At 72.4% G+C, this 21,739-nt stretch carries 22 protein-coding genes; 14 read left to right on the forward strand and 8 right to left on the reverse strand.

The annotated features are described in order from the left end of the window. Positions 1 to 70 precede the first annotated feature (70 nt). From ACZ7KF_RS10445 to ACZ7KF_RS10455, 3 genes are all read left to right on the forward strand, one after another. Positions 71 to 697, forward strand: coding sequence for a TetR family transcriptional regulator (locus ACZ7KF_RS10445; protein ID WP_471071284.1), 627 nt, complete (start codon positions 71 to 73; stop codon positions 695 to 697). A gap of 182 nt (positions 698 to 879) precedes the next feature. Continuing rightward, complete coding sequence (locus ACZ7KF_RS10450) at positions 880 to 2,097, forward strand: alpha/beta hydrolase (RefSeq protein WP_471071287.1); 1,218 nt, start codon at positions 880 to 882, stop codon at positions 2,095 to 2,097. Positions 2,098 to 2,163: 66 nt separating this feature from the next. Beyond that, positions 2,164 to 3,012 carry a DUF4429 domain-containing protein gene (locus tag ACZ7KF_RS10455; protein WP_471071290.1) on the forward strand — a complete coding sequence of 283 codons (849 nt, stop codon included), beginning with the start codon at positions 2,164 to 2,166 and terminating at the stop codon, positions 3,010 to 3,012. Between the two features lies 1 nt (position 3,013). On the opposite strand, the gene ACZ7KF_RS10460 is transcribed toward ACZ7KF_RS10455, so the two are convergent. Both ACZ7KF_RS10460 and ACZ7KF_RS10465 read right to left on the reverse strand, forming a co-directional pair. Continuing rightward, on the reverse strand, positions 3,014 to 4,030 hold the full coding sequence (locus ACZ7KF_RS10460) for an aldo/keto reductase (RefSeq protein WP_471071293.1): 1,017 nt from the start codon (positions 4,028 to 4,030) through the stop codon (positions 3,014 to 3,016). Next, complete coding sequence (locus ACZ7KF_RS10465; protein WP_471071296.1) at positions 4,027 to 4,491, reverse strand: MerR family transcriptional regulator; 465 nt, start codon at positions 4,489 to 4,491, stop codon at positions 4,027 to 4,029. Before ACZ7KF_RS10465 ends, ACZ7KF_RS10460 begins: the two co-directional genes overlap by 4 nt. A gap of 183 nt (positions 4,492 to 4,674) precedes the next feature. Here ACZ7KF_RS10465 and ACZ7KF_RS10470 point away from each other — a divergent pair, with 183 nt between their 5' ends. After that, positions 4,675 to 5,496 carry a serine hydrolase domain-containing protein gene (locus ACZ7KF_RS10470; protein WP_471071299.1) on the forward strand — a complete coding sequence of 274 codons (822 nt, stop codon included), beginning with the start codon at positions 4,675 to 4,677 and terminating at the stop codon, positions 5,494 to 5,496. 117 nt (positions 5,497 to 5,613) lie between these two features. Here the strand turns inward: ACZ7KF_RS10470 and ACZ7KF_RS10475 are convergent, their stop codons facing one another. Continuing rightward, positions 5,614 to 6,267 (reverse strand): pirin family protein, encoded by a 654-nt coding sequence (locus tag ACZ7KF_RS10475; protein WP_471072227.1) that lies wholly within the window; start codon positions 6,265 to 6,267, stop codon positions 5,614 to 5,616. Positions 6,268 to 6,455: 188 nt separating this feature from the next. Here ACZ7KF_RS10475 and ACZ7KF_RS10480 point away from each other — a divergent pair, with 188 nt between their 5' ends. The 5 genes from ACZ7KF_RS10480 to fabF all read left to right on the forward strand — a co-directional run bounded on the left by ACZ7KF_RS10480 (position 6,456) and on the right by fabF (position 11,424). Then, the gene (locus ACZ7KF_RS10480) at positions 6,456 to 7,661 is read left to right on the forward strand and encodes a PucR family transcriptional regulator (RefSeq protein ID WP_471071302.1); all 1,206 of its coding nucleotides are present in this window, start codon (positions 6,456 to 6,458) and stop codon (positions 7,659 to 7,661) included. Positions 7,662 to 7,750: 89 nt separating this feature from the next. Further along, positions 7,751 to 8,698: an ACP S-malonyltransferase gene (locus ACZ7KF_RS10485; protein WP_471072230.1), complete on the forward strand. Its 948-nt coding sequence runs from the start codon at positions 7,751 to 7,753 to the stop codon at positions 8,696 to 8,698. A gap of 17 nt (positions 8,699 to 8,715) precedes the next feature. Then, positions 8,716 to 9,747 carry a beta-ketoacyl-ACP synthase 3 gene (locus ACZ7KF_RS10490; RefSeq protein ID WP_471071305.1) on the forward strand — a complete coding sequence of 344 codons (1,032 nt, stop codon included), beginning with the start codon at positions 8,716 to 8,718 and terminating at the stop codon, positions 9,745 to 9,747. Positions 9,748 to 9,827: 80 nt separating this feature from the next. Beyond that, positions 9,828 to 10,076, forward strand: a complete 249-nt coding sequence (locus ACZ7KF_RS10495; protein ID WP_046425089.1) for an acyl carrier protein — start codon at positions 9,828 to 9,830, stop codon at positions 10,074 to 10,076. An 85-nt stretch (positions 10,077 to 10,161) separates the two neighbouring features. Beyond that, complete coding sequence (fabF, locus tag ACZ7KF_RS10500) at positions 10,162 to 11,424, forward strand: beta-ketoacyl-ACP synthase II (protein WP_471071308.1); 1,263 nt, start codon at positions 10,162 to 10,164, stop codon at positions 11,422 to 11,424. 70 nt (positions 11,425 to 11,494) lie between these two features. Here fabF and ACZ7KF_RS10505 read toward each other — a convergent pair whose 3' ends face one another. Beyond that, the gene (locus ACZ7KF_RS10505) at positions 11,495 to 11,989 is read right to left on the reverse strand and encodes a DUF3145 domain-containing protein (RefSeq protein WP_030341287.1); all 495 of its coding nucleotides are present in this window, start codon (positions 11,987 to 11,989) and stop codon (positions 11,495 to 11,497) included. A gap of 255 nt (positions 11,990 to 12,244) precedes the next feature. Between ACZ7KF_RS10505 and ACZ7KF_RS10510 the strand changes: the two genes are divergently transcribed. Together ACZ7KF_RS10510 and ACZ7KF_RS10515 are read left to right on the forward strand one after the other, a co-directional pair. Next, positions 12,245 to 13,129 (forward strand): SGNH/GDSL hydrolase family protein, encoded by an 885-nt coding sequence (locus ACZ7KF_RS10510; protein ID WP_471071311.1) that lies wholly within the window; start codon positions 12,245 to 12,247, stop codon positions 13,127 to 13,129. A gap of 14 nt (positions 13,130 to 13,143) precedes the next feature. Further along, positions 13,144 to 14,142 (forward strand): aldose epimerase family protein, encoded by a 999-nt coding sequence (locus ACZ7KF_RS10515; protein ID WP_471071313.1) that lies wholly within the window; start codon positions 13,144 to 13,146, stop codon positions 14,140 to 14,142. Positions 14,143 to 14,223: 81 nt separating this feature from the next. Here the strand turns inward: ACZ7KF_RS10515 and ACZ7KF_RS10520 are convergent, their stop codons facing one another. Beyond that, a complete protein-coding gene (locus ACZ7KF_RS10520; RefSeq protein WP_471071316.1) occupies positions 14,224 to 16,665 on the reverse strand; it encodes a glycoside hydrolase family 3 protein in 2,442 nt (813 codons plus the stop codon). Between the two features lie 106 nt (positions 16,666 to 16,771). On the opposite strand from ACZ7KF_RS10520, the gene ACZ7KF_RS10525 reads away from it, so the two are divergent. Both ACZ7KF_RS10525 and ACZ7KF_RS10530 read left to right on the forward strand, forming a co-directional pair. Further along, positions 16,772 to 17,353, forward strand: a complete 582-nt coding sequence (locus ACZ7KF_RS10525) for a TetR/AcrR family transcriptional regulator (RefSeq protein ID WP_471072232.1) — start codon at positions 16,772 to 16,774, stop codon at positions 17,351 to 17,353. 168 nt (positions 17,354 to 17,521) lie between these two features. Continuing rightward, positions 17,522 to 18,772 carry a pyroglutamyl-peptidase I gene (locus ACZ7KF_RS10530; RefSeq protein WP_471071318.1) on the forward strand — a complete coding sequence of 417 codons (1,251 nt, stop codon included), beginning with the start codon at positions 17,522 to 17,524 and terminating at the stop codon, positions 18,770 to 18,772. Here the strand turns inward: ACZ7KF_RS10530 and ACZ7KF_RS10535 are convergent. From ACZ7KF_RS10535 to ACZ7KF_RS10545, 3 genes are read right to left on the reverse strand one after another with little or no spacing between them, the layout of a single operon-like run. Next, on the reverse strand, positions 18,744 to 19,358 hold the full coding sequence (locus tag ACZ7KF_RS10535) for a LysE family translocator (RefSeq protein ID WP_471071321.1): 615 nt from the start codon (positions 19,356 to 19,358) through the stop codon (positions 18,744 to 18,746). The two genes, ACZ7KF_RS10530 and ACZ7KF_RS10535, sit on opposite strands and share 29 nt — an antisense overlap. Then, positions 19,355 to 20,146 carry an EI24 domain-containing protein gene (locus tag ACZ7KF_RS10540; RefSeq protein WP_471071324.1) on the reverse strand — a complete coding sequence of 264 codons (792 nt, stop codon included), beginning with the start codon at positions 20,144 to 20,146 and terminating at the stop codon, positions 19,355 to 19,357. The genes ACZ7KF_RS10535 and ACZ7KF_RS10540 overlap by 4 nt, the downstream gene beginning before the upstream one ends. A 40-nt stretch (positions 20,147 to 20,186) precedes the next feature. Further along, positions 20,187 to 20,624, reverse strand: coding sequence for a MarR family winged helix-turn-helix transcriptional regulator (locus ACZ7KF_RS10545; protein WP_471071327.1), 438 nt, complete (start codon positions 20,622 to 20,624; stop codon positions 20,187 to 20,189). A gap of 88 nt (positions 20,625 to 20,712) precedes the next feature. On the opposite strand from ACZ7KF_RS10545, the gene ACZ7KF_RS10550 reads away from it, so the two are divergent. Further along, positions 20,713 to 21,711, forward strand: coding sequence for an NADP-dependent oxidoreductase (locus ACZ7KF_RS10550; RefSeq protein ID WP_471071330.1), 999 nt, complete (start codon positions 20,713 to 20,715; stop codon positions 21,709 to 21,711). Positions 21,712 to 21,739 lie beyond the last annotated feature (28 nt).

The following is a 21,739-nucleotide window of genomic DNA, read 5'->3' on the forward strand; positions in this document are numbered from 1 at the left end:
TCACAAGGCGGTCACTGACACGACATCCCGACATAGGCTGGGCCGGCCGGCCGTAGACAGGAGAGGGGCCATGGAGACGCTGCGTGAGCGCAAGAAGCGGCGTACGCGGGAATCGCTGCTGCGGGCCGCTCTCGAACTGTTCACCACCCAGGGGTACGAGCGGACGACCATCGACGAGATCGCCGAGGCCGTCGACGTCTCGCAGCGCACCTTCTTCCGCTACTTCGCGGGCAAGGAGGACGTGGCCTTCGCGGTGCAGCAGATGACCGAGGCGGCCTTCGTGGCGGCGGTACGCGCGCGCCCCGCGCACGAGGCGCCCATGAAGGCCCTCCGGCAGGCGTTCCTGGAAGGCTGGGACGCCATCCGGGAGACCGTCGACTCGGTCGTCCCGGTCGAGCTGTATCTGCGCATGTACCGGACGATCGATGCCACGCCCGCGCTGCTCGCCGCCCATCTGCGCCGGTCGGCGGCGGCCGAGGAGGCGCTCGCGCGCGTGCTGGCCGAACGGGAGGGCGTCGACGTGGACACCGACCCCCGGCCCCGGCTCACGGTGGCCGTCTTCGGCGGGGTGATTCGCGTCACCGAACGGCAGTGGTGCACGAGCGACGACTTCAGCGTGGAATCCATCCGTACGCTCACCGCGGCGTACCTCGATCAGGTGGGTTCGGCGCTCACCGGAAACTGGCGCGCCACCTGAGGTCGTTGACAGGGCGTCCGGCGGAACGCGGGCACGGCTCCGGGCGAACCCCGAAGCGGCTTCGGGTGAACTCGGAGGCGGCGCACCGTAGATCGTCGGCTCCGTGTCCGCCGTTCACCGAAACGTGATCCCTGTCACTCGGTTACCCCGAGACCCGCTCGTTCTCCTAGTGTGTCCTCCCAGTGACTTCCTTCGACACCTCCCCGCAACTCAACGTCTGGCGCGCACTGCTGGCCCTGGCCGTGGTGTTCGTGATGCTCGCGACCACCGGCTGGACCGCGCTGCGCAGTCACCGGGAGTCGACGGCGCTGCTGGCCTCGCTCGCCAAGTGGGAGCACGGCCGCATCCACGGCCACCACCTGCCGGACCCCGAGTCCGCCCCGGCGCGCCTCACCCGTTTCTTCGCCTCGCTCACCCCGCACGAGCGCGACCGCCTCGCCCACCGCTACCCGCTCGCGGTCGGCAACATGAACGGCGCCCCCGTCTCCCTGCGCTACCGGGCCAACCACATCGCGCTGGAGCAGGCCCGCAAGGTCGAGAAGAAACGGATGCACGACAGCCGGCTGAGCACGGCGGGCCAGCAGGACGCCGGCCGCCGGATGCACCGCTACGAGTCCCTGCTGAACCCCGGCCGGCAGATCCTTGCCTTCGACCCCGCGGGCTCGGGCCGGATCGCCGAGGTGTTCGGCGACCTGCCCTCGGCCCGGCGGGTCTCGGTCGTCGTCCCCGGTGTCGACACCGACCTGCTCACCTTCCAGCGGACGTACCGCAGGTACAGCGCCCCGGTCGGCATGGCCAAGGCCCTGTACGCGGCCGAGCGCACGGCGAGCCCCGGGACCCGCACGGCCGTGATCGCCTGGGCCGACTACACCTCCCCCGACGGGCTCGGGGTGGACGCGGCCACCGGACTGCGCGCGGAGGAGGGCGCCGTACGGCTGAACGCGCTGCTGCGCGCCCTGCCCGGCCGGGCCCCGGTGTCGATGTTCTGTCACAGCTACGGCTCGGTGGTCTGCGGGGTCGCCGCCCAGGACATGCCCCGCCGGGTCTCCGACATAGCGGTGGCCGCGAGCCCCGGCATGCGCGTCACCAGCGCCTCCCACCTGGGCACGTCGGCCCGGGTGTGGGCCATGCGGGACGCCAGCGACTGGGTGCAGGACGTGCCTTATCTGGAGCTGGGCGGCCTCGGTCACGGCGCCGACCCGGTGTCCTCGGCGTTCGGGGCGCGGGTGCTGTCGGCCCGGGACGCCCAGGGGCACAGCGGTTACTTCGAGCCCGGCACGGACAGTCTGCGCAACCTCGCCTCCATCGGCGTGGGCGCGTACGACGAGGTCACGTGCGCACGGGAGAACGATGCGTGCCGGTCCGGTCTGTCCGGCACGACGACGGCCGGACGCGCGTAGAAACAGCAGGAAGTGCGGTCTGCGCGGGTGGCGACGGAGGAGCACGTGCCGCATACGATGAGCCGCATGGGTGACGTACTGGCGGGTTTTCATGCCGTCTGGGAGTTCGAGTCCGACTCCGTGCTCATCCGTTACGAACGGGGGATTCGGACACCGAAGCTGTTCCAGGCACTCGGCGAGCGGCGGATCCCGCTGTCCGCGGTCGAGGGCGTGACCCTCGCCCCGGGCAAGCGCGGCACGGTCGCCCTGCGTCTGGTGCCGCGCCCCGGCGCGGATCCGCTGATGGAGGCGGCCGACGGCCAGCTGAAGGAGGGCTCCGACCCGTACCGGCTGGTGCTGCCGGCCGAGCGGGAGACCCTCGCCGAGTACTACGCCGACGAGCTGAAGGGGCTGCTGACCGAGTCCGGCCCCGCCGAGCGGCACCTGGTGGCGGCGCCCGAGGCACCGCTGCAGTTCAAGGCGTACGACGGCAAGGCGTCCTTCGACGGGACGTCCGTGCAGTTCCGCTGGTCCTGGACGGGGGCGTCCTCGGCGAAGTGGAAGGCGGGCGACCAGAGTTTCGCGGTGACCGGGCTGAGCGGGGTGGAGTGGCGGTCGCCGGAGGTGTTCGAGGGGCATCTGCGGCTGCTGCCCCGGGACCCGGGCTCCGGCCGGCCGGTGCAGCCGGACCAGGACCCGGCCGCGGTGGTCTTCGGTCTGGGCTACGGGCCGGTGCACGAGTCGCTGCCGTTCGCCGCGGCGGTGCTGGCGGCCGTCCGCACCCGCGGGCCGGTACCCGCGGTACCGGCCCCGGCGCGGCGCGACCCCGCCGACATCGCCGAGCGGATCCGGCATCTCGGGGAGCTGCACCAGGCCGGGCTGGTCACCGACGAGGAGTTCTCCAGCAAGAAAGCGGAACTGCTGGCGGAGCTGTGAGCTACTCCCGTCCCGCGGAGGCGAACGTCATGTCCGCGTAGCGGTTGCCCGCCACCTTGGCGGCGATCGGGTCCAGCAGGGCCAGTTCCTCGTCGGTCAGGGTGATGCGGGTCGCCGCCAGGTTCTCCGCCACCCTGCCCGGCTTGCGGGTGCCCGGGATGGGGACCACCGTCAGCCCGTCGGTCACCGCCCGCTGCTGCACCCAGGCGAGGGCGATCTGGCCGAGGGTGGCGCCGTGCGCCTCGGCGACCGTCCGGAGCGGCGCCAGGAGGGCCGCGTTGGCGGTCGCGTTCGCGCCGGTGAAGCGCGGGTGCTGGCGGCGGAAGTCGTCGGCCGTGAGGTCCCGCTCGGCGTCGGCGAAGGACCCGGTGAGGAAGCCGCGGCCGAGCGGGGAGTACGGCACGAGGGCGACGCCCAGCTCCCGCGCGGCCGGTACCACCCTCGCCTCGATGTCCCGGCTGAACAGGGACCACTCCGACTGCACGGCCGCGATCGGGTGCACGGCGTGCGCCGCGCGCAGCTCGTCGGCGGTGACCTCGCTGAGCCCGAGATGCTTGACCTTGCCCTCGCGGACCAGCTCCGCCATCGTGCCGACGGTCTCCTCGACGGGGACGTTCACATCGCGGCGGTGCATGTAGTAGAGGTCGATCACGTCGACGCCGAGCCGCTTCAGGCTGGCCTCGACGGCCTCGCGGATGTACGGCGCGTCGTTGCGGATGATCCGCTTCGTCGGGTCGTCCGGCGGGATCGCCAGGGCGAACTTGGTGGCGATGACCACCTCGTCCCGGTGCGCCCGGAAGAACGGGGACAGGAACCGCTCGTTGTCCCCGGCGCCGTAGGCGTCCGCCGTGTCGTACAGCGTCACCCCCAGCTCCAGCGCCCGGTCCAGCGCGGCACGCGCCTGCCCGGCGTCCGTGGGGCCGTAGGCGAAGCTCATGCCCATGCAGCCGAGGCCCTGTACGCCGACCACGGGGCCGGCTTCGCCGAGCCGTGTCGTCGGGATCCTGGCGTCGGTCATCGTGTGGTGCCCTCCGTCGCGTAGAAGCTGATCTTCCGGTCGAGTACGGCGAGTGTGTCCCGCAGTTCGGCGACGCGGGTCAGGACGTCCCTGCGGGTCGACTCCAGCAGGGCGCGGCGCTCCGCGTAGGTGTGCTCGCCCGCCCTGACCAGTTCCGCGTACCGGACCATGTCCGCCACCGGCATGCCGGTCAGCCGGAGCTTGGTCACGAAGTCCAGCCAGTCCAGGTCGCGGTTGCTGTAGCGGCGCTGACCGGTGTGCGAGCGGTCGACGTGCGGCATCAGGCCGATCCGCTCGTACCAGCGCAGCGTGTGCGCGGTCAGACCGGTGAACGCGACGACCTCGCTGATCGTGTAGCGGTCCTGGCCGTCGGGGCGGGGGTGGCGCCGGGGCGGGGCGGAGCAGATGTCGGCGGGGGTGGCGCTCTCGGTGGCCGCTGGCGTGGTCTGCATCACCGTCATGCCCCCACGCTATGGCCTTCGAGTGCACTCCAAGCAAGCCGGTCCGGCAAGAATCCGGCAGGACCCGGCCGGTCGCCCCGGCGACCGGCCGGGCCACCGTACGCCGGGCCCCGACCCGGGGCCGGCGGGGGACCCCGACCCCGTCGATGCGGCTGCCGCCACGAGCCGCATAGGCTCGGGCCCATGTCGTTGCAGAGTCTGGCGCTGATCGAGAACTGGCCCGTCCCCACCGCCGCGGCGGGTGTCGTACGAGCCGACGGGACCGTCCTCGGGACGCACGGTCCCGTCGGGCACCGCTTCCCGCTGGCCTCCGTCACCAAGCCCCTCGCGGCCTACGCGGCGCTCGTCGCGTACGAGGAGGGTGCCGTCGAGCTGGACGAGCCGGCCGGTCCGCCCGGGTCGACGGTCCGCCATCTGCTGGCGCACACCTCCGGGCTGGCCTTCGACGAGCACCGGGTGACGGCTCCGCCCGGGGAGCGGCGGCTGTACTCCAACGCCGGGTTCGAGCAGCTCGGGGACCACATCGCCAAGGCGACGGACATCCCGTTCGCCGAGTATCTGCGGCAGGCCGTGCTGGAGCCGCTGGGCATGACGGCGACGTCGCTGGAGGGCTCACCGGCGAAGGACGGGGTGTCGACGGTGACGGATCTGCTGCGGTTCGCGGCGGAGGTGCAGGCGCCGCGGCTGCTGGACCCGCGGACGGTGGCGGCGGCGATGACCGTGCAGTACCCGGGGACGAAGGGCGTCCTGCCGGGCTACGGCCACCAGAACCCCAACGACTGGGGCCTGGGCTTCGAGATCCGTGACGGCAAGTCGCCGCACTGGACGGGCTCTTCGTCCTCCCCCCGGACGTTCGGCCACTTCGGTCAGTCCGGCACGTTCCTGTGGACCGACCCCGACGCCGGGGTGGCGGGGGTCGCGCTGACGGACCGGGCGTTCGGGCCCTGGGCGATCGAGGCGTGGCCGGTGTTCACGGACGCGGTGCTGGGAGAGCTGCGGGGCTGAGGGAGCCGTCCCGCGGGGGCGCGGGGCCGCGTTCGAGGTGCGGCTCCGCCGCGTGGAGGGGGCCGGCCGCGCCGGAGCCCCGGCCGGACCGACGGTCGTGGGGCCGCGGGGCCCTGGCTACGGCGCCATCTCCCACAGCAGCAGTTCCGCGGCGGTCGCCGCCACCGCCTCCATCCCTTCCGCCCCCGTGATCCGCGCCGCGTCGCCCGCCCCCAGCGTCTCCCCGGCCAGCACGACCTCGCCCCGCACCACGTGCAGGTACACGTACGCCGCGTCCGGCACCGCCGTCCGCTCCCCCGGGCCCGGGCGGCGCACGTGGAGCATCGCGCCCGCGGCCGGGACGGCGTAGGGAGTGGAGTCGGCGATGCCCGGGACGAGGGCGTAGGAGGGCTCGCCGCCCGGTTCGCGTGGCGTCAGCCACATCTGGACGAAGGTCAGCGGGACGTCCCCGTCGTTGCGTTCCACGTGCCGTACGCCCGCCGCCGCGCCGAGGTGCTGAACGTCCCCGGGGCGGACCCGGGTCTCGTGGCCCGCCGAGTCGCGGTGGGTCAGTTCGCCCTCGACCACCCACGTGACGATCTCGGTGTGGCTGTGCGGGTGCTCGTCGAAGCCGGCGCCGGGGGCGAGCCGCTCCTCGTTGCAGGCGATCACCGCACCGAACCGCAGGTTGCCGGGGTCGTAGTGCGGGCCGAAGGAGAAGGCGTGGCGGGTGTCGATCCCGGCTTCCGGGTCCCCTCCGTGGTAGCGCTCGCCGGCGCGCCGTACGTCCATCACGGGCCCCACGTTAGTCCCGCCGGACCCGGCGTCCCGCCCGGGGGCGCGGGCCCGCCGACGTCCCGCGGACCCGCGCGCCGGCCGCCGGGGAGCCGGAGCCGGCCGAGGCGCCCGGGAGGCGGGCGAGCCGTCGGGCACAGCCCCGGCGACGCACCCGCCCGTCCGGATAAGGCAGTCTTGTCCCCGTGCCCGAACCCGAATCCCACTCCGGCGGTCCCCGAGTCCACGACGTCCACCCGCACTCCGCGACCCTGAAGCGGCTGGAGAAGTCCTCCGGGAGTCTCGCCGCGCAAGCCATCGCGCGCATGGACGAGACCCTGCCGTGGTACCGGGCCATGCCACCGGAGAACCGTTCCTGGATCGGTCTCGTCGCGCAGGCGGGCATCGCGGCCTTCACCGAGTGGTTCCGGCGGCCGGAGGCGCCCCAGGCGATCTCCACGGACGTCTTCGGGACCGCGCCCCGCGAGCTGACCCGGGCCATCACGCTGCGCCAGACCGTGGAGATGGTGCGGACCACGATCGAGGTCATGGAGTCCGCCATCGACGAGGTGGCGGCGCCCGGGGACGAGAGGGTGCTGCGCGAGGCGCTGCTGGTGTACGCCCGGGAGATCGCCTTCGCCACCGCCCAGGTGTACGCCCAGGCCGCCGAGGCACGGGGTGCCTGGGACGCGCGGCTGGAGTCGCTGGTCGTGAACGCCGTGCTCAGCGGAGAGGCGGACGAGGGGGCCGTGAGCCGGGCCGCGGCACTCGGCTGGAACTCGCCCGAGCATGTGTGCGTCGTGCTCGGGACCGCGCCCGACGGGGACAGCGAGCTGACCGTCGAGGCCATCCGGCGGGCCGCCCGGCACGCCAAGCTCCAGGTCCTCACGGGGGTGCTCGGGGACCGCCTCGTCGTCGTCGCGGGCGGCAGCGACAACCCGCTCGCCGTCGCCAGGTCGCTGATCGGGCCGTTCGCCGCGGGAGCGGTCGTCGCCGGGCCCGTCGTACCCGATCTGCTGGCCGCCACCCGGTCCGCGCAGGCCGCCGCCGCGGGGCTGAAGGCGTGTTCCGCCTGGCAGGATGCGCCGCGCCCGGTGCTGGCGGACGATCTGCTGCCGGAGCGGGCCATCGCGGGGGATCCCAGCGCCCGTGAGCAGCTGGTGGAGGAGATCTACAGACCGCTGGAGGAAGCCGGCTCGGCGCTCCTGGAAACCCTGAGTGTCTACCTGGAGCAGGCGAGCAGTCTGGAAGGCGCGGCGAGAATGCTCTTCGTTCACCCGAACACCGTGCGCTACCGGCTCCGACGTGTGACTGACGTCACCGGTTGGTCGCCTTCGGATGTACGATCCGCGTTCACACTACGGATCGCGCTCATCCTGGGGCGTCTGGCCGATGGTGAAGCCCAGCCATAGGGTTTTGTCGGGGGCCCACAAAAGGCCTCCGTGTTCTTCGTCCCTGTCCTCACGGGCGGCCTCGGCCGTCCCCAAGAGAGAGTGTGAGAGTGCTCGTACTCGTCGCTCCCGGCCAGGGCGCCCAGACGCCCGGCTTCCTGACTCCCTGGCTCGAACTGCCCGGTGCCGCGGACCGTGTCGCCGCATGGTCGGACGCCATCGGACTGGACCTGGTCCACTACGGGACCCAGGCCGATGCCGACGCCATCCGTGACACCGCGGTGGCCCAGCCGCTGCTGGTCGCCGCCGGCATCCTGTCCGCCGCGGCACTCGGTGACATGTCCGAGATCGCGCCGGGCGCTGTCGCCGGCCACAGCGTCGGCGAGATCACCGCCGCCGCCTTCGCCGGTGTCCTGGACGACACGGCCGCCCTCGGTCTCGTCCGCAAGCGGGGTCTGGCGATGGCCGACGCCGCCGCGATCACCGAGACCGGCATGGCGGCGCTGCTCGGCGGCGCCCCCGAGGTGACCCTCCCGCACCTGGAGAAGCTGGGCCTGACCCCGGCGAACATCAACGGTGCGGGCCAGATCGTCGCCGCGGGCACGCTGGAGCAGCTGGCGGCGCTGAGCGAGGACAAGCCCGAGGGCGTGCGCAAGGTCGTTCCGCTGAAGGTGGCCGGTGCCTTCCACACCCGCCACATGGCCCCCGCGGTCGAGACCCTGGAGAAGGCCGCGGCGGAGCTGTCGCCGGCCGACCCCGAGCTGACCTACGTCTCCAACAAGGACGGCCGGACCGTCGCCTCCGGCGCCGAGGTGCTGGAGCGGCTGGTCGGCCAGGTCGCCAACCCGGTCCGCTGGGACCTGTGCATGGAGACCTTCAAGGAGCTGGGCGTCACCGCGATCATCGAGGTGTGCCCGGGCGGCACCCTGACGGGCCTGGCCAAGCGTGCCCTGCCCGGCGTCGCGACGCTGGCCCTGAAGACCCCCGCCGACCTCGACGCCGCTCGCGAGCTCATCGCCGAGGCGTCAACACCTGCCGCTGACGCGGCGGGCGCCTGACAAGGAGTCCGAGCAGCATGCCGAAGATCAAGCCCAGCAAGGGCGCCCCGTATGCGCGCATCATCGGCGTCGGCGGTTACCGGCCGACCCGGGTCGTGCCGAACGAGGTGATCCTCGAAAAGATCGACTCCTCCGACGAGTGGATCCGCTCGCGCTCCGGCATCGAGACCCGGCACTGGGCGGGCCCCGACGAGACCGTGGCCGCGATGGCGATCGAGGCTTCCGGCAAGGCGATCGCGGACGCCGGCATCGACGCCGAGCAGATCGGTGCGGTCGTCGTCTCGACCGTCTCGCACTTCAGCCAGACCCCGGCCGTCGCCACCGAGATCGCCGACAAGCTCGGCACCGACAAGGCCGCCGCCTTCGACATCTCGGCCGGCTGCGCGGGCTTCGGCTACGGCCTGACGCTCGCCAAGGGCATGGTGGTGGAAGGTTCCGCCGAGTACGTCCTCGTCATCGGTGTGGAGCGGCTGAGCGACCTGACCGACCTGGAGGACCGGGCCACGGCCTTCCTGTTCGGCGACGGCGCCGGCGCGGTCGTGGTCGGCCCCTCGGCGGAGCCGGCGATCGGCCCGACCGTGTGGGGCTCCGAGGGCGACAAGTCGGGGACGATCAAGCAGACCGTCCCCTGGGACCGCTTCCACGTCGGCGACGTCTCCACGCTGCCCCTGGACAGCGAGGGCAACATCAAGTTCCCTGCGATCACGCAGGAGGGCCAGGCGGTCTTCCGCTGGGCCGTGTTCGAGATGGCGAAGGTCGCCCAGCAGGCGCTGGACGCGGCCGGAATCACCCCGGACGACCTGGACGTCTTCATCCCGCACCAGGCCAACGTGCGGATCATCGATTCGATGGTGAAGACGCTGAAGCTGCCGGAGCACGTCACGGTCGCCCGTGACATCCGCACCACCGGCAACACCTCGGCCGCCTCGATCCCGCTCGCGATGGAGCGGCTCCTGGCAACCGGGGAGGCGAAGAGCGGCGACACCGCGCTCGTCATCGGATTCGGGGCGGGTCTCGTCTACGCCGCCACGGTCGTTACCCTCCCCTAGGCACTCCGTGCCGGATCATGCGATCCGGTACGGGCGAAAATGCCACAAACCGTCTGGATTATCGAAGAAGGAGCGCCAACATGGCCGCCACTCAGGAAGAGATCGTCGAAGGTCTCGCCGAGATCGTGAACGAGATCGCCGGCATCCCGGTTGAGGACGTCCAGCTGGACAAGTCCTTCACCGACGACCTGGACGTCGACTCGCTGTCCATGGTCGAGGTCGTCGTCGCCGCCGAGGAGCGCTTCGACGTCAAGATCCCCGACGAGGACGTCAAGAACCTCAAGACCGTCGGCGACGCGACCGACTACATCCTCAAGCACCAGGCCTGAGCCACCCGCTAGGCCACAGGCTGCAAGGCCCCGCCACCCGGCGGTGGCGCCGTAGATTCCCGCATCCGTTGGAGAAAGAATTCCCGTGAGCCCGACCAATCGCACTGTGGTCGTCACCGGTATCGGCGCAACCACACCGCTGGGTGGCGACGCAGCCTCGACCTGGGAGGCCCTCGTCGCCGGCACGTCCGGCGTCAGCCTGCTCGCCCAGGACTGGGCGGCGGAGCTGCCGGTCAAGATCGCCGCTCAGATCGCCGTCGAGCCGGGCGAGATCCTCCCCCGGCCGCAGGCCCGCAAGCTGGACCGGTCGGCGCAGTTCGCGCTGATCGCCGCTCAGGAGGCCTGGAAGGACGCCGGTTTCACCGCCAAGGCCGGCGAGGACGCGTCCGTGAACCCGGACCGTCTCGGTGCGGTCATCGCCTCCGGCATCGGCGGCGTGACGACCCTGCTGGACCAGTACGACATCCTCAGGGAGAAGGGCGTACGCCGCGTCTCCCCGCACACCGTGCCGATGCTGATGCCCAACTCCCCGGCGGCCAACGTCGGTATCGAGCTGGGTGCCCGCGCCGGTGTGCACACCCCCGTCTCGGCCTGCGCCTCGGGCGCGGAGGCCATCGGGTACGCGATCGAGATGATCCGCACCGGACGTGCGGACGTGGTCGTGGCCGGTGGTACCGAAGCCGCCATCCACCCGCTGCCGATCGCCGCGTTCGGCAACATGATGGCGATGTCCAAGAACAACGACGACCCGCAGGGCGCGTCCCGTCCCTACGACTCCGGTCGTGACGGCTTCGTGCTCGGCGAGGGCGCCGGTGTGATCGTCCTGGAGTCCGAGGAGCACGCGAAGGCCCGCGGCGCCCGGATCTACGTCGAGGCGGTCGGACAGGGCATCTCCGCCGATGGCCACCACATCACGCAGCCGGAGCCCTCCGGCAACGGCATCGCGCACGCGCTGCAGAACCTGCTGGACAACACGGACCTGAAGCCGGCCGAGATCGTCCACGTGAACGCGCACGCCACGTCCACGCCGCAGGGCGACGTCGCCGAGATCAAGGCGCTGCGCAAGGTGTTCGGCGACGACGTCGACCACATGTCCATCTCCGCCACCAAGTCGATGACCGGTCACCTGCTCGGCGGCGCCGGTGGTGTCGAGACCGTCGCGTCGATCCTGGCGCTGGTGAACCGTACGGCTCCGCCGACCATCAACGTGCGCGAGCTGGACCCCGAGGTCAACGCGGACGTCGTGCGCGGCGAGGCGCGGGCGCTGCCCGAGGGCCGGATCGCCGCGCTGAACGACTCGTTCGGCTTCGGCGGGCACAACGTGGTGCTGGCGTTCAGGACCGTCTGAGAACGCGTCCGCACACGCAGGCGAAGGGCCCTCACCCCCGGGTGAGGGCCCTTCGGCCGTGTACGGAAACTCACACCACCTGGTGCAGCCAGCGCACGGGCGCGCCCTCGCCCGCGTACCGGAACGGCTCCAGTTCGTCGTCCCACGGCTTGCCCAGCAGCTTGGCGATCTCCGCTTCCAGGTCGGTCTCTCCCCGCTGAGACCGCGTCAGCGCCGCGCGCAGGCGGTCCTCGGGGATCAGGATGTCGCCGTGGATGCCGGTGACGGCGTGGAAGATGCCGAGGTCGGGGGTGCAGCTGTAGCGCTCGCCCTCGGCGGTCGGGCAGGGCTCGGCGGTGACCTCGAAGCGCAGCAGGTGCCAGCCGCGCAGCGCGGAGGCCAGCTTGGAGGCGGTGCCGGCCTCGCCCTGCCAGGAGAACTCCGAGCGCCAGGTGCCGGGGGCCGCGGGTTGCCGGATCCAGTCGAGGTTGACGCGCGTGCCGAGCACCCCGGCGACGGCCCACTCGACGTGCGGGCAGAGCGCGCGCGGCGCGGAGTGCACGTACAGAACTCCACGTGTCGTCACCGGAACCTCCGGGCAGAGCGGGACATCTTGCGGACTGGCTGGGCGGCAGTGGGGCGACGGCCGCGTTGATGGCGAGGCTACCTTGCGGCGGCGCAAGGAGTGTGACGTACCGTCGGTCCCGGTGCCAGGAAACCGCCGCCATTCACCCGGGGGGACGCTTGTACGGGGGTCCGCCGTTCCCGGGCGCCGGACCGGGAACCCTCGCACGTTGTGATGAGAGGGAGCGCCGACCGTCGAGCGAGGGGAACAGCAGGGATGCGGAAGCGAAGCCAGCGTGTGCGGGCCGCCCTCGCCGTCGTGTCGGCCGTGCTGCTGGGGATCGCCGGCTGTGACGGCGGGGACGGGAGCGCACCGGCGCCGGACGGCACCGCGGCGCACGCGCCCCGGCCTCCGCTGTGGGACCGCAGCCCGGACTCGGTCGCCGCGGTGGGCGACTCCATCACGCGCGGCTTCGACGCGTGCACGGTGCTGTCGGACTGCCCGGAGGTGTCGTGGGCGACGGGTGACGACGCCGCGGTGGACAGCCTCGCGGTGCGGCTGCTGGGCGTGCCGGGCGCGGCGGAGCGCAGCTGGAACTTCGCGGTGACCGGCGCCCGCATGGCCGACCTGCCGGAGCAGATGGAGCAGGCCGCCGCCCACGAACCCGAGCTGGTGACGGTGATGGTGGGGGCGAACGACGCCTGCCGGGCGTCGGCGTCGGCGATGACCTCGGTGTCGGCCTTCCGCACGGACTTCGAGGAGGCGCTGGGCACGCTGCGCTCGACGCTGCCCAAGACGCAGGTGTACGTGGCGAGTGTGCCGAACCTGAAGCGGCTGTGGTCCGAGGGCCGCACGAACCCGCTGGGCAAGCAGGTGTGGAAGCTGGGCATCTGCCCCTCGATGCTGAGCGACGCGGACGATCTGACCAGCGCGGCGATGCTGCGCCGGGACACCGTGCAGCGGCGGGTGGTGGCGTACAACAAGGTGCTGAGGGAGGTCTGCGCCAAGGACCGCCGCTGCCGCTTCGACGACGACGCGGTGTACGACTACCGCTTCGGCACGGATCAGCTCAGCCACTGGGACTGGTTCCACCCCAGCAAGGACGGCCAGGCGCGGCTGGCGGAGATCGCGTACCGGAGGATCACGGCGCGGAATCCGTGACCTAGAGTTCCCACATGAACGAACTTTTCGGCACACTTTCCGACGGCACCCCGGTGCACCGCTGGACGCTGGAACGCGGCGGGGTGCGGGTGCGGGTGCTGTCGTACGGCGGGATCGTGCAGTCGGCCGAGGTGCCGGACGGGGCCGGGCGGACGGCGGACGTGGTCCTGGGATTCCCGGACCTCGACGGCTATCTGGCGCATCCGGAGCCGTATCTGGGTGCCGTGATCGGCCGGTACGCGAACCGGATCGCGGGCGGCCGGTTCCCGCTGGACGGCCGGACGTACACGCTGGCGCGGAACAACGGCCCGAACTCACTGCACGGCGGCGAGCGGGGCTTCGACAAGCGGGTGTGGGACATGGCGCCGGTGCCGCACGGCGTGCGCCTCGGCCGGGTGAGCCCGCACGGCGAGGAGGGCTTCCCGGGCCGGCTGGCGGTGACCGTGACGTACACGCTGGAGGCGTCGGGCGCGCTGCGGATCGCCTACGAGGCGGTCACCGACGCGCCGACGATCGTCAACCTGACCAGCCACACGTACTGGAACCTGAGCGGCCGCGGCGACGCGGGCGGGCACGAGCTGCGGCTGGCCGCGTCCCGGTACACGCCGGTGGACGCGGACCTGATCCCGACCGGCGCGCTGGAGGACGTGTCGGGTTCCCGGTTCGACTTCCGCACGGGCCGCGGCACCGGCTCCGGCTACGACCACAACTTCGTGCTGGACAAGGGGGTGACCGAGGCGGCCGAGGAGGTCGCCGAGCTGTACGACCCCGCCTCGGGGCGGACCCTGACGGTGGCGACGACCGAGCCGGGCCTCCAGGTGTACACCGCCGACCATCTGTCCGGGCCGCTCGCCCCCGGTGCCGGGATCGCCCTGGAGACGCAGCACTTCCCGGACTCGCCCAACCGGCCGGAGTTCCCGGGCACCGTGCTGCGGCCCGGCGAGGTGTACCGGTCCGAGACGGTGTACGGCTTCGGCGTGCGGGACCGGCCGTCCGCTGCGCGGGGAGCGTGAAGCCCCGGCCCAGGGGTCAGGTCCCGGACCGGGGCTGCTCGCGGGGACGCCTCCCCCGCCCGTCGGGGGACTTGTCCAGGATCAGACGTTAATCGCCGCGGTCAGCCTGCGGTCGGTGATCGAGCGTCCGACGGCGATCTCGTACGAACCCTTCACACACGCCCACGCCCCGGCCGTCTCGTCCCAGACCTCGAAGGCCCGGCGCGGCAGTTCCACGGTGACCTCGGCGCTCTCGCCGGGCCCGGCCTCCACGGAGGCGAAGCCGGCCAGCCGGCGCGCCGGACGCTCGGGGCCGGGCCCGGCCGGGGCGACGTAGACCTGGACGACCTCGCGGCCGGGCCGCTCGCCGGTGTTGCGCAGGCGCACGCGCACGGTGGTGCCGTCGGTGTCCAGACAGTCGTAGGACCAGTCGGTGTAGCCGAGGCCGTGGCCGAAGGGGTACGCGGGGGTGCGGCCGGCCCGCTCCCAGGCGCGGTAGCCGATGAACAGGTCCTCGCGGTACGGCAGCTCGCCGTCGACCGGGACGACCTGGGTGACCGGGGCGTCGGCGAGGGACCCCCAGGTGGTGGGGAGCCGGCCGCCGGGCTCGTGGGCGCCGGTGAGGACGTCGGCGAGGGCGGCGCCGCCCTCCTGGCCGGGGAACCAGGTCAGCAGGACGGCGGCGACCTCCTCCCGCCAGGGCAGTTCGACCGGGGAGCCGGAGTTGACGACCACGACGGTGTTCGGGTTGGCGGCGGCGACCGCCCGGACCAGGTCGTCCTGGCGGCCGGGGAGCTTCAGGTCGGCGCGGTCGAAGCCCTCGGACTCCACGCGGTCGGTGGTGGCGACCACGACGACCGCCGTGTCCGCGTCCCGGGCGGCCTCGACGGCCTCGGCGATCAGCTCGTCCACGGCGCGCCGCGGGCCGGAGTGGGCGAGGGCGAAGGCGACCACCTCCATGGGGATGCCGTCGGGGAGCCGGACCACGTGGGTGAGGGAGACGTCGACCGGTTCGCCCGCGGTGAGTTCGGCCCGGGCGCGGGGGACGGGGGCACCGAAGAACGTCTGGAAGGGGTCCTCCTTGTCGGGGAGCTGGGTGTCGTCGAAGTACGTCGTGCCGGCGACGGTGAGGGTGAAGGCGCCGGTGCCCTTGATGCCGAAGGTGTGCGGGCCGGACTCGCGCGGGGTGAAGGTGCCGGTCAGCTCGATGGTGTGGAGGGTGTCGTGGGTGACGCCCTCGGGGAGGTCGGAGCCCATCCACTGGATGAGGCCGCCGGGGGCGGAGCGGCTGCCGATGATCTCGCCGGCGGCGTCGCGGCAGACGGCTCGCAGGGTGAAGCCCCGGTCCGCGACGGCCAGTTCGGTCGACGGGTCGGCGCCGACGGCGTAGGTGAGGGCGCCTTCGGGAAGGGCGGCGGTGAGGCCGTCGAGCGGGGAGACGATCCGGGCGGGGAAGACGGTGGCGGAGCCGCCGCCGAGCACGCGGGCGTCGCGGGCGGCGGCGCCGATCAGGGCCACGGTGCCGCCCGGCCGCAGCGGCAGGGCGTCGTTCTCGTTGCGGACCAGGACGAAGGAGCGGCGGGCGACCTCGCGGGCCAGGGCCTCGCCGTCGACGGGCGCGGGCGGTTCGGCGACGGCCGGGTCGGCGCCGGCCAGGACGCCGGCCCGGGCGGCGAGGCGCAGCACGCGGCGGACGGCCGCGTCGACCGTCTCCTCGGCGACCCTGCCGTCCCGCACGGCCCGGGCGAGGGCGGGGCCGTAGACGGTCCGCGGGCCGGGCATGGCGACGTCCAGGCCGCCGTTCACGGCCTTCACGGTGTCCCGGGCGGCCGCCCAGTCGGAGACGTTGAAGCCGTCGAAGCCCCATTCGCCGCGCAGGACTTCGTTGACGAGGTGGTGGTGCTCGGTCATCGTCGTGCCGTTGACCGTGTTGTAGGCGGTCATGATGCCCCAGGGGCGGGCGTTCGCGACGATGGCCTCGAAGGGGGCCAGGTACAGCTCGCGCAGGGCGCGTTCGGAGACCAGGTTGTTCACCGTGAAGCGGTCGGTCTCGGCGTCGTTGGCGACGAAGTGCTTGACGGTGGTGCCGACCCCGCCGGACTGGACGCCCCGGACGTAGCCGGTGCCGATGGCACCGGTCAGGTACGGGTCCTCGCTGTAGCACTCGAAGTGGCGTCCGCCGAGCGGGGAGCGGTGCAGGTTGACGGTGGGGGCGAGCAGGACGTGGACGCCCTTGCGGCGGGCCTCCTGGGCGAGCAGCACACCGGCGCGGCGGGCGAGTTCGGGGTCCCAGGTGGCGGCGAGCGCGGTCGGCGAGGGCAGGGCCACGGAGGGGTCGTCGGCGGTCCAGCGCACGCCCCGGACGCCGATCGGGCCGTCCGACATGACCAGGGAGCCGAGGCCGATCTCGGGCAGTGCGGGCAGGGTCCACGTGTCCTGACCGGCCAGCAGCCGGGCCTTGGCGTCGAGGTCGAGGGTGTCGAGAGCGGCCTCCACGACCGCCTCGCGGGCCTTCTCGGCCGGGGTGGGCTGGGATCCCGCCATCGCGGTTCCTCCTCGTCGAGTCCGTGTGCAGGTGCCTCCCATCGTGCATCCGTCACCTGTGGACCGGTAGGTTTGGTTACCCTGCCGTTATTTTCGCCGGGTGTCGATGCCGTACGGTGACGTCATGAACGCGAGGGTCAGGAGCGAGGACCGGCGCTCGGAGATCGTCGGCGCCGCGCTGGAGGTGATCGCCGAGCGCGGTTACCGGGGGGCCAGCCTGGCCGCGGTGGCCGAGCGGGTGGGGCTGACCCAGCAGGGCCTGCTGCACCACTTCCCCACCAAGGACGCCCTGTTGGTGGCCGTGCTCCAGGAGCGGGACCGGTGGGACGCGGTACCGGACACACGGTGGCGGGTGGACCTGCTGGCCTCGCTGGTCGAGTACAACGCGATGCGTCCGGCGATCGTCCAGACCTTCTCGGCACTGCTCGGCGAGAGCGTGACCGAGGACCATCCGGCCCGCGCCTACTTCACCGAGCGGTACGCCCGCGTCCGGGAGTCCATGACCGGGGTCCTGCGCGCCGAGTACGGCGACCGCCTGCCCAACGGCCTCACCCCCGAACGCACCGCCCCGCTGCTCGTCGCCGTGATGGACGGCCTGCAGTACCAGTGGCTCCTGGACCCGGAGTCGGTGGACATGCCGGGGGCGTTCCGGGACTTCCTGCGTCTGCTGGGCGAGACGGCGGACTGAGGAGGCGTCGGCCGCCGGCCCGCACCCGCCGCCACGCGCCCTTGGCGCGGGCCGCTCCGCGCGGAGCGGGGGACGGCACGCACCGTGGCGCGGGCCGCTCCCGGCACGCGATACTGCCGCCGTCCACCGCACCACGCGCCCCACAGCGACGGAAGGACCCGAACTCCCTTGATCCGTATACGCCTGCGCCTCGGCGTCCTCGGCCTGGCCCTGCTGACCGGTCTGTCCGCTCCCGTCACCGCGGCCTGCGCCACGCCGGCCGCCCCCTCCCCCACCGTCGAGGAGCAACGGCTCGACAAGGCCGTGCCCCGGGAGATCCTCCGGCGCTCGGGATTCGACGACGTGGCGCCCGGGTTCGGCCGGGAGCTGGCACGGGCGCACTCCTACGCGCAGGCCCGCCGCATCGTCGTACGGCAGGGGTCCGCACTGTGGCGGCGGGCCGTGGAGCGGGCCCAGGGGCGGGGCCCGGCGGGCGGCGACCTGAGCCGGGACGACGACCGGCCCCTGTACTGGGCGCGGCTGGGGATGACGCGGGAAGTGCGCACCTGGGACCCCGGGTTCGGCCTCGACGACAGGCAACGCGTCTCACTTCTGGACCGGTTGGATCGCGCCTCGCGCGGGCAGACCGACATCCGCTACCCGGCGAAGGGGCGGCTGCGACGCGTCCTGCTCACCGGCTTCGACCCCTTCACGCTCGACCGGGACATCCGCATCTCCAACCCGTCGGGAGCGAGCGCGCTGGCGCTCGACGGCACGGTCGTCGAGACGGCCGCAGGGCCGGCGCGCATCGAGACCGCCGTGTTCCCGGTGCGCTGGCAGGACTTCGCCGAGGGCACGGTGGAGCGGACGCTGCGGCCGTATCTGCCGAAGGCCGACCTGTTCGCGACCGTGAGCCAGGGCCGGGTCGGCCGGTTCGACGTCGAGCGCACCAACGGCGCCTGGCGCGGCGGCTTCCCGGACAACGACAACGTCTCGCGGACGGAGACGGTCCCGGTCGCCGGCCCGGCGACGCAGCCCCAGTGGACGAGCACGACCCTGCCGTACGCCGCCGTCGTGGCCGCGGACACCGGGCGCTTCCCCGTCCACGACCACACGGAGGTGACCGAGATCCCGGCGGGGGGCACCGGTCCCGTGGTGCGGCCGGAGGGGCCGACCGCCGGTTCGACGGCCCGCGCCGGAGGCGGCGGTGACTACCTCTCCAACGAGATCGCCTACCGGGCCACCCTGCTGCGCGACCGGCTCGGGCTGCACGACAGGCTGCCCGGCGGGCATGTGCACACGCCGGTCCTGCAGTTCGGCGCCGGCAACACCACCGAGGTCACCGACCCCGAGTTCGTGCGCAACCGGCTGGACATCATCGCGCAGGTGCGGTCGATCGTGACGGTCGCGCTCAGTGCGACGGAGCGAGCGCGAGACTGACCCCGAGACCGGCCAGGACCGAACCGATCACCTTGTTGAGCACCTTCTGGCCGCGCAGCATCAACGTGCGCATCCGGTCGTGCGAGAAGAAGACGGCGACCACGCCGAACCAGAGCAGGTGGGCCAGCGACATGAACAGGCCGATGCCCGCCTGCTCGTACACCGGGGTGCCGGGATCGACGACCTGGGAGAAGGTCGACACGACGAAGAGGGTCGTCTTCGGGTTGAGGACGTTGGTGAGGAACCCGGTGCGCAGCGCGGCGAAGGGGGTCAGCCGCGCCCCCTGTGCCAGGTCGACCTTCACCTCGCCGCGGGTCCGGAAGGTCCGCACGCCGATGTACACCAGGTAGGCCGCGCCGATCAGCTTGATCACGGTGAACAGGTAGGCGGAGGAGGCGATCAGCAGGCCGACGCCGAGCATGGTGTACGTGACGTGCACCAGGACGCCGGCGGCGACCCCGAGGGCGGCGAGCAGGCCGGTGCGGCGGCCGTAGAGGTAGCTGTTGCGCACGATCATGGCGAAGTCGGCGCCGGGTGCGACGACCGCCAGGACGGTGATGACGGCGACGGCGAGTATCTCGGTCACGGAGCGGCGTTCTCCTCTTCTTCGTCGGCGCTGTCGACCGCGCTCTCCTCGCCCAGCAGGTCGCGGGCGAGGAGCGTGGCGCCCGCGACCGCGCCCGGCATCAGGAACACGGCGACGAACGGAACCAGGAAGGCCAGGCCCAGGGGTGTGCCGAAGCCCCAGACCAGGGTCTTGCGGGAGCGGAGCAGGGCGAGGCGGGCGCGCAGTTCGACGCTCCGGCGCTGCAGGGCCACGGCGGCCAGTTCCTCGGTGAGGAAGAAGCCGGTGACGAAGAAGCCGAGCACGGGTACGACGGTCTGCCCCACGACGGGCAGGAACCCGAGGGCGAAGAGCAGCACGCCCCACAGAGCGGCCCGGACCAGGATGCGCAGGCTGTCCCGGGCCGATATCCACAGCTCGCGCCAGAGCGGGAGGTCCGAGCGGGGAGCGGTGCCGTCGGGCGAGACGTCGGCGTCGACCCGCTCGGAGAGGTTCTCGTAGAAGGGCTGGCCGACCAGCAGGGTGACGGCCGTGAACGTCAGTACCGCCAGCAGCAGGCCGAGGGCGAACAGGACGGCCGTCAGGAAGCCGCGGAACAGGCCCCGCCAGGGGCTCGTCCAGTCGTCCGCGAAGGGGGTCGCCCAGGTCACGGCGGACTCGCCCCACACGGCCAGCGCGACCAGCGCGGCGGCGTACAGCACCAGCGTGATCAGGCCGGGCAGCAGCCCGAATCCGTACTGGCGCCCGTGCCGGGCCACCCATCGCTGGCCCTTCAGCAGATAACCGAAACCCACCCCAAGATCGCGCATGGCGAGGACTTTACTGGCTCGGGGTGACAGCGCGGGGGGCTCAGCCGGCCAGCATGCGGCGGAGCAGGTCCCGCAGGGAGCGGCGCTCCTCCGCGGAGAGGCCGGCGAGCGGCTCGCGAGCGAAGTGGAGGCCCTCGCGCAGGTCCCGGGCCACGCGGCGGCCCTCCTCGGTGGCGGCGGCCACCTTCACCCGGCGGTCGGCCGGGTCGGGGCGGCGCTCGACCAGGCCGCGGTTCTCCAGGCGGTCCACGATCCCCGTCACGTTCGACGGCTCGCACTTCAGTTTCTGGGCCAGCTTGCGCATGGGCAGCGGTTCCAGCGAGAGCAGACTGAGGAGCCGGGCCTGCGCGCCGGTCAGCGTGTGCTCGCCCGCCGCCTTCTCGTAGTCCGCGTAGAAGCGGGCCACGACGTCACCGATCAACTCGACCACCTCCATGGTGACGGCGTCGGGGCGGTGGTTCTTCGATGGGGTGGACATGCCCACCAGAATACCCGGTTACTTGACATCATGAAATATTCAGGCGCATGGTTGTTTCAGGTACTGAAGTAAAGCGAAAGGCTCCCTCATGATCAACCGCGAGTGGCACCTGCTCAGCCGTCCCGTCGGCTGGCCGAAGCCCGAGGACTTCGCCCTCGTCGAGACCCCGGTCCCGACCCCGGGCGAGGGTCAGGTGCTGGTGCGGAACAAGTACCTCTCCGTCGACCCGTACATGCGCGGCCGGATGAGTGCCGCGAAGTCGTACGTCGCCCCCTTCGAGCTGGGCAAGGTCATGCAGGGCGGCGCGGTCGGCGAGGTGATCGAGTCCAACGCCGAGGGCATCGCGGCCGGCGACCACGTCCTGCACTTCTTCGGCTGGCGCGAGTACGCCGTCGTGGACGCGCAGCACGCCGTCAAGGTGGACCCGGAGGCCGCACCCCTGTCGACCTACCTCGGCGTCCTCGGCATGACCGGCCTCACCGCCTACGCCGGCCTGCTGCGCACCGCCTCCTTCAAGGAGGGCGACGTCGTGTTCGTCTCCGGCGCGGCCGGCGCGGTCGGCAGCCAGGTGGGCCAGATCGCCAAGCTCAAGGGCGCCTCCCGGGTCATCGGCTCGGCCGGCTCCGACGAGAAGGTCAAGCTGCTGGTGGAGGAGTACGGCTTCGACGCCGCGTTCAACTACAAGAACGGCCCGGTCGCCGAGCAGCTGCGCGAGGCCGCCCCCGACGGCGTCGACGTCTACTTCGACAACGTCGGCGGGGACCACCTGGAGGCGGCCATCGGGTCGCTCAACCAGGGTGGCCGGATCGCGGTCTGCGGCATGATCTCGGTCTACAACAACACCGAGCCCGCCCCCGGCCCGAAGAACCTCGCCCGGCTGATCCAGACCCGCGGCCGGATCGAGGGCTTCCTGGTCGGCGACCACTACGACCTCCAGCCGCAGTTCGTCCAGGAGGTCGGCCCGTGGGTCGCCTCGGGCGCGCTGAAGTACCGGGAGACCGTGGTCGAGGGCATCGAGAACAACCTGGAGGCGTTCCTCGGCGTCCTGCGCGGCGACAACATCGGCAAGATGGTCGTCAAGCTCTAGCCTTCACGACCTTTTCGGCATGCGGTAA

It is taken from the genome of Streptomyces sp. NPDC038200, from assembly GCF_055600785.1.

Excerpts from the sequence above, each read along its gene's own strand:
- ACZ7KF_RS10445 (WP_471071284.1), top strand. The coding sequence starts at position 71 with ATGGAGACGCTGCGTGAGCGCAAGAAGCGGCGTACGCGGGAATCGCTG.
- ACZ7KF_RS10455 (WP_471071290.1), top strand. The coding sequence starts at position 2,164 with ATGGGTGACGTACTGGCGGGTTTTCATGCCGTCTGGGAGTTCGAGTCC.
- ACZ7KF_RS10460 (WP_471071293.1), bottom strand. The coding sequence starts at position 4,030 with ATGACCGACGCCAGGATCCCGACGACACGGCTCGGCGAAGCCGGCCCC.
- ACZ7KF_RS10465 (WP_471071296.1), bottom strand. The coding sequence starts at position 4,491 with ATGACGGTGATGCAGACCACGCCAGCGGCCACCGAGAGCGCCACCCCC.
- ACZ7KF_RS10470 (WP_471071299.1), top strand. The coding sequence starts at position 4,675 with ATGTCGTTGCAGAGTCTGGCGCTGATCGAGAACTGGCCCGTCCCCACC.
- ACZ7KF_RS10475 (WP_471072227.1), bottom strand. The coding sequence starts at position 6,267 with ATGGACGTACGGCGCGCCGGCGAGCGCTACCACGGAGGGGACCCGGAA.
- ACZ7KF_RS10490 (WP_471071305.1), top strand. The coding sequence starts at position 8,716 with ATGCCGAAGATCAAGCCCAGCAAGGGCGCCCCGTATGCGCGCATCATC.
- ACZ7KF_RS10495 (WP_046425089.1), top strand. The coding sequence starts at position 9,828 with ATGGCCGCCACTCAGGAAGAGATCGTCGAAGGTCTCGCCGAGATCGTG.
- ACZ7KF_RS10510 (WP_471071311.1), top strand. The coding sequence starts at position 12,245 with ATGCGGAAGCGAAGCCAGCGTGTGCGGGCCGCCCTCGCCGTCGTGTCG.
- ACZ7KF_RS10515 (WP_471071313.1), top strand. The coding sequence starts at position 13,144 with ATGAACGAACTTTTCGGCACACTTTCCGACGGCACCCCGGTGCACCGC.
- ACZ7KF_RS10520 (WP_471071316.1), bottom strand. The coding sequence starts at position 16,665 with ATGGCGGGATCCCAGCCCACCCCGGCCGAGAAGGCCCGCGAGGCGGTC.
- ACZ7KF_RS10525 (WP_471072232.1), top strand. The coding sequence starts at position 16,772 with ATGCCGTACGGTGACGTCATGAACGCGAGGGTCAGGAGCGAGGACCGG.
- ACZ7KF_RS10540 (WP_471071324.1), bottom strand. The coding sequence starts at position 20,146 with ATGCGCGATCTTGGGGTGGGTTTCGGTTATCTGCTGAAGGGCCAGCGA.
- ACZ7KF_RS10545 (WP_471071327.1), bottom strand. The coding sequence starts at position 20,624 with ATGTCCACCCCATCGAAGAACCACCGCCCCGACGCCGTCACCATGGAG.
- ACZ7KF_RS10550 (WP_471071330.1), top strand. The coding sequence starts at position 20,713 with ATGATCAACCGCGAGTGGCACCTGCTCAGCCGTCCCGTCGGCTGGCCG.